The 3730-nt window shown below is 71.1% G+C and carries 4 protein-coding genes and 2 riboswitches; of the genes, 2 read left to right on the top strand and 2 right to left on the bottom strand.

Features of this window, described 5'->3' with window-relative positions; translation table 11 throughout:
* Positions 1-132: 132 nt before the first annotated feature.
* Positions 133-1245, bottom strand: a complete 1113-nt coding sequence (gene ald, locus ABTZ89_RS36795) for an alanine dehydrogenase (protein ID WP_270949103.1) — start codon at positions 1243-1245, stop codon at positions 133-135.
* A 115-nt stretch (positions 1246-1360) separates the two neighbouring features.
* Positions 1361-2914, bottom strand: coding sequence for a PucR family transcriptional regulator (locus tag ABTZ89_RS36790; protein ID WP_351053680.1), 1554 nt, complete (start codon positions 2912-2914; stop codon positions 1361-1363).
* Positions 2915-3012: 98 nt separating this feature from the next.
* Positions 3013-3107: riboswitch (glycine riboswitch) on the top strand.
* Positions 3108-3205: riboswitch (glycine riboswitch) on the top strand.
* A 56-nt stretch (positions 3206-3261) separates the two neighbouring features.
* On the opposite strand from ABTZ89_RS36790, the gene gcvH reads away from it, so the two are divergent.
* Both gcvH and ABTZ89_RS36780 read left to right on the top strand, forming a co-directional pair.
* Entirely contained in the window at positions 3262-3633 is a 372-nt protein-coding gene (gcvH, locus tag ABTZ89_RS36785; protein WP_270949105.1) for a glycine cleavage system protein GcvH, read from the top strand.
* Positions 3634-3659: 26 nt separating this feature from the next.
* Positions 3660-3730, top strand: a 71-nt coding sequence (locus tag ABTZ89_RS36780; RefSeq protein ID WP_351053683.1) for a serine dehydratase beta chain, incomplete at its 3' end; no start/stop codon positions are given.

The following is a 3730-nucleotide window of genomic DNA, read 5'->3' as shown; positions in this document are numbered from 1 at the left end:
GGCGTGTCGGGGGCCGACACGCCGACGTGCCGCAACTTCCATTGAAATCGCATGCCCGATTTCCATTGAATTTGCGGGCATGGCAACGGCCCCTGCACCGGGAGCGGTGGAGGGGCCGTTGGTGTTCCGAGGTCAGAGGACTTCGGTGAGGGGGGTGCTGGTTCGGTTGTGGGCTTCGGCGACCGGGGCGTTGACGAGGTGGCCGTCGTGGGTGTTGAGGCCCGCCGCCAGGGCCGCGTCCGCTCGGGAGGCTTCGCGCCAGCCCAGGTCCGCGATGCGCAGGACGTAGGGGAGGGTCACGTTGGTCAGGGCGTGGGTCGAGGTGTTGGGGACCGCGCCCGGCATGTTCGCCACGCAGTAGAAGACCGAATCGTGCACCCGGTAGGTCGGGTCGTCGTGGGTGGTCGGGCGGGAGTCGGCGAAGCAGCCGCCCTGGTCGATCGCGATGTCCACCAGCACGCTGCCCGGCTTCATCTCCGACACCAGGTGGTTGGAGACCAGCTTCGGCGCCTTCGCGCCCGGGATCAGCACCGCGCCGATGACCATGTCGGCGGCGCGCACCGCCTGCTCGACGGAGTAGCGGTTGGAGGTCACCGTGCGGATCTGGCCGTGGAAGTCGCGGTCGATCTCGCGCAGCTTGTCGACGTTGGTGTCCAGCAGCTCCACGTCGGAGCCCATGCCCATCGCGACGCGCGCGGCGTTGAGGCCCGCGACACCGCCGCCGATCACCACGACCCGCGCCGGGTGCACGCCGGGAACACCGCCCGGCAGCACGCCGCGACCGCCGCTCGGGCGCATCAGCGAGTAGGCGCCGACCTGCGGGGCGAGCCGGCCGGCGACCTCGCTCATCGGCGCGAGCAGCGGCAGGCTGCCGTTGGCGGTCTGCACCGTTTCGTAGGCGATGCCGGTGACGCCGGAGTCCAGCATCGCGTCGGTCAGCGCGGCGTCGGCGGCCAGGTGCAGGTAGGTGAACAGCACCTGGTCGCGGCGCAGCCGCGGGTACTCCTCGGCGATCGGCTCCTTGACCTTGAGCACCAGTTGGCCTTCCGCCCACACGTCGTCGGCGCTGGGCAGGACCTTCGCGCCCGCGGCGAGGTAGTCCTCGTCCGGGATGGAGGAGCCGGCGCCCGCGTTGGCCTCGACGAAGACGTCGTGCCCGCGGCTGCTCAGCTCGTGGACGCCCGCAGGCGTGAGCGCGACCCGGTACTCGTTGTTCTTGATCTCCCGCGGGACGGCGATCTTCACGGCGGAATCCTTTCGTCACCTGTGTCGCGCACAACGATCCGCCGCCGCTGCCGGGGGCGCATCATTCCCGCGCGATGAGATTGCCCCGGTCCCTTTGTGCTCGCAGCACAAAGGATCAGCCGTGTTGCGCCCAGCGTTCGGCGAGCAGTTGGACCAGCAGCGCGGAGCGGACGTCCGGGTCGTCCAGGTCGATGTCGACGAGTTGGGTGAGCCGTTTCATCCGGTAGCGGAAGGTGTTCGGGTGCACGTTCAGCTCCTGGCTCGCCTGCCGCGGGTCGCCGGGGTGGCGCAGCCACGCGCGCAGCGTCGCCAGGTACTCGGTGCCCTGGGTGCGGTCGTGCTCGCGCAGGACCTGCAGCGGTCCCAGCGCGCCGATGCCCGCGTCGGTCGCCGCGCCCGCCATGCGGCTGAGCACCAGCAGGTGCCAGTAGTCCTCGTAGACCGCGACCCGTTCCTGCAGCTGGCCGGTGCGCAGCAGGCTGACCAGCTCTTCGGCCTGCGACCGCGACTGGTGCAGGTCGGCCACCGACACCGAGGTGCCCACCGCGATCAGCGGGCGCGGTGACATGTCGTGCGAGGCGAGCGCGTTGCGCAGCTCCTGCCAGCCGCCGCGGTCGCGGTCCGGCACCACCGCGTAGAGCATCGTGCCGATCTCGGTGACCAGCGGGCGTCGGCCGATCCCGCGGGTGATCCACTCCCACAGCGCCAGCCGGTGCCCTTCGGCCGGTCGGGCGGAGGCAGGCATCTCGATCGCGATCACCCGGTGCTGCTCGTTCGGGACGGCCAGCTCGTTGGCTGCGGCCCGCCAGCCCTCGCCGCCGTCCAGCAGCAGCTGCACCTGCTCCGCGCTGCGCCGCCGTTCGGCGTCGGCGACCGCGCGCCAGCGCAGCAGCTGCAGCGCGACCAGGGGAGCGGTGTCGGCGAACGCCGTCGCGCGCTCTTCGGAAACCTCCTCGGGCACCACCGCCCACATGGATCCGAGCAGCTCGCCGCCCATCCTGATCGGCACCACCAGCCGGGGCAGCGTGCCGTCCTGCTGGGCGGGCACGAAGATCGCCGAACTGCCCTTGCTGAGCTTGCGGAAGGTGCCGTGCGCCCGGAACTTGGCCAGCACGTCGTCCGGCTGCCTGCGCCCCATGATCGTCGAGACCCGCGCGGGATCGGTGAGGTCCTGCTGGGCCGAGTAGGCCAGCACCTGGGAGTGCGCGTCCTCGATCGTCACCGGTGCGTCCACCACGTCGGCCACCGCGTCGGCGAGCCGGAACAGATCGCCGACGCCGGGGCTGCGCGCGCCGGCCTCGTCGATGTCGGTCCTGGCCAGCGCCGCCCTGATCAGCCAGACCAGCTGGGCCCACGCGGTTTCCGCCCGGACCTCGACCAGCGCGACCCCGGCGGCCTCGGCCGCGGCGACGATGCGCTCGTCAGCGGAGACCGGCGGTTTCAGCAGCACCGCGGAAGCACCCCGGTCGCCGCAGACGTGCACCAGCGCCGCCGCCTGCTCGCGGTCCGCGACGGCCACGCCCAGCACGAGGTCGCCGTCGACGACGGTCGGGTGCTGGTCGGGTTCGGCGATGACCACGTCGCCGACGCACGCGGTCGATTCCGGGACGACCACCGAGCGCAGCAGGGTCGGGCCGACCCGTTCGACCAGCGCTCGGACGTCGAGCATCACCGGCCTCCTGGAGAAGCGGCCGCCCGGGGGCGTTGTGACGCTAAGACGGCCACGTTTATCGTTGCTGAGCACACAGACAATCGCATACCGGCCGTCGACCCCGTGCGGGAGAGACCTCGCACCAGCTGCGGGGCGCCGAAGGAGCAAGACTCCCCACAAACTCTCAGGCACCCATGACCGTTCGGGCGAGGCAACTCTGGAAAGCGCGCGCCACCGCTGGCGCGCCACCCACGGTGCAAGCCGCAGGTCTGCGGCGAAGCTCTCAGGTCCCGAAACAGAGGGGGAGGCCCAGCACATTTTCCGGGCGCGCCCGCGCCCTCCGAGCAGCCTTGGAGCCTCCCACCATGTCCCTGCCGCAGAACCTGCGCTACACCGAAGAGCACGAGTGGATCGAGGACCGCGACGAGCTGGTCCGCGTCGGCATCACCGAGCACGCCGCCGAGGCGCTCGGCGACATCGTCTTCGTGCAGCTGCCCGAGGTCGGCGAGCAGATCGAGGCCGGTCAGACCTGCGGTGAGCTGGAGTCGACCAAGTCCGTGAGCGACCTGTTCGCGCCGGTGACCGGCGAGGTCGTGGCGGTCAACGAGGCCGTCGTGGACGACCCGGCGCTGGTCAACGCCGAGCCGTTCGCGGGCGGCTGGCTGCTGGAGGTGCGCGCCACCGGTACCGGTGCTGTGCTCACCGCGGAGCAGTACGCCGAATTGATCGAGCAGTAGGACCAGGGCAGCAGCGGAGGCGATCAATGGCGATCAGTGTCTTCGACCTGTTCTCGGTGGGCATCGGGCCGTCGAGTTCGCACACCGTGGGGCCGAT

Origin of the sequence: Saccharopolyspora sp. NPDC002686 (assembly GCF_040295745.1) — a bacterium.
Lineage (GTDB): Bacteria > Actinomycetota > Actinomycetes > Mycobacteriales > Pseudonocardiaceae > Saccharopolyspora > Saccharopolyspora oryzae.
The sequence above is the reverse complement of the archived record's forward strand: the minus strand, read 5'-3'. Positions and strand labels throughout refer to the sequence as shown.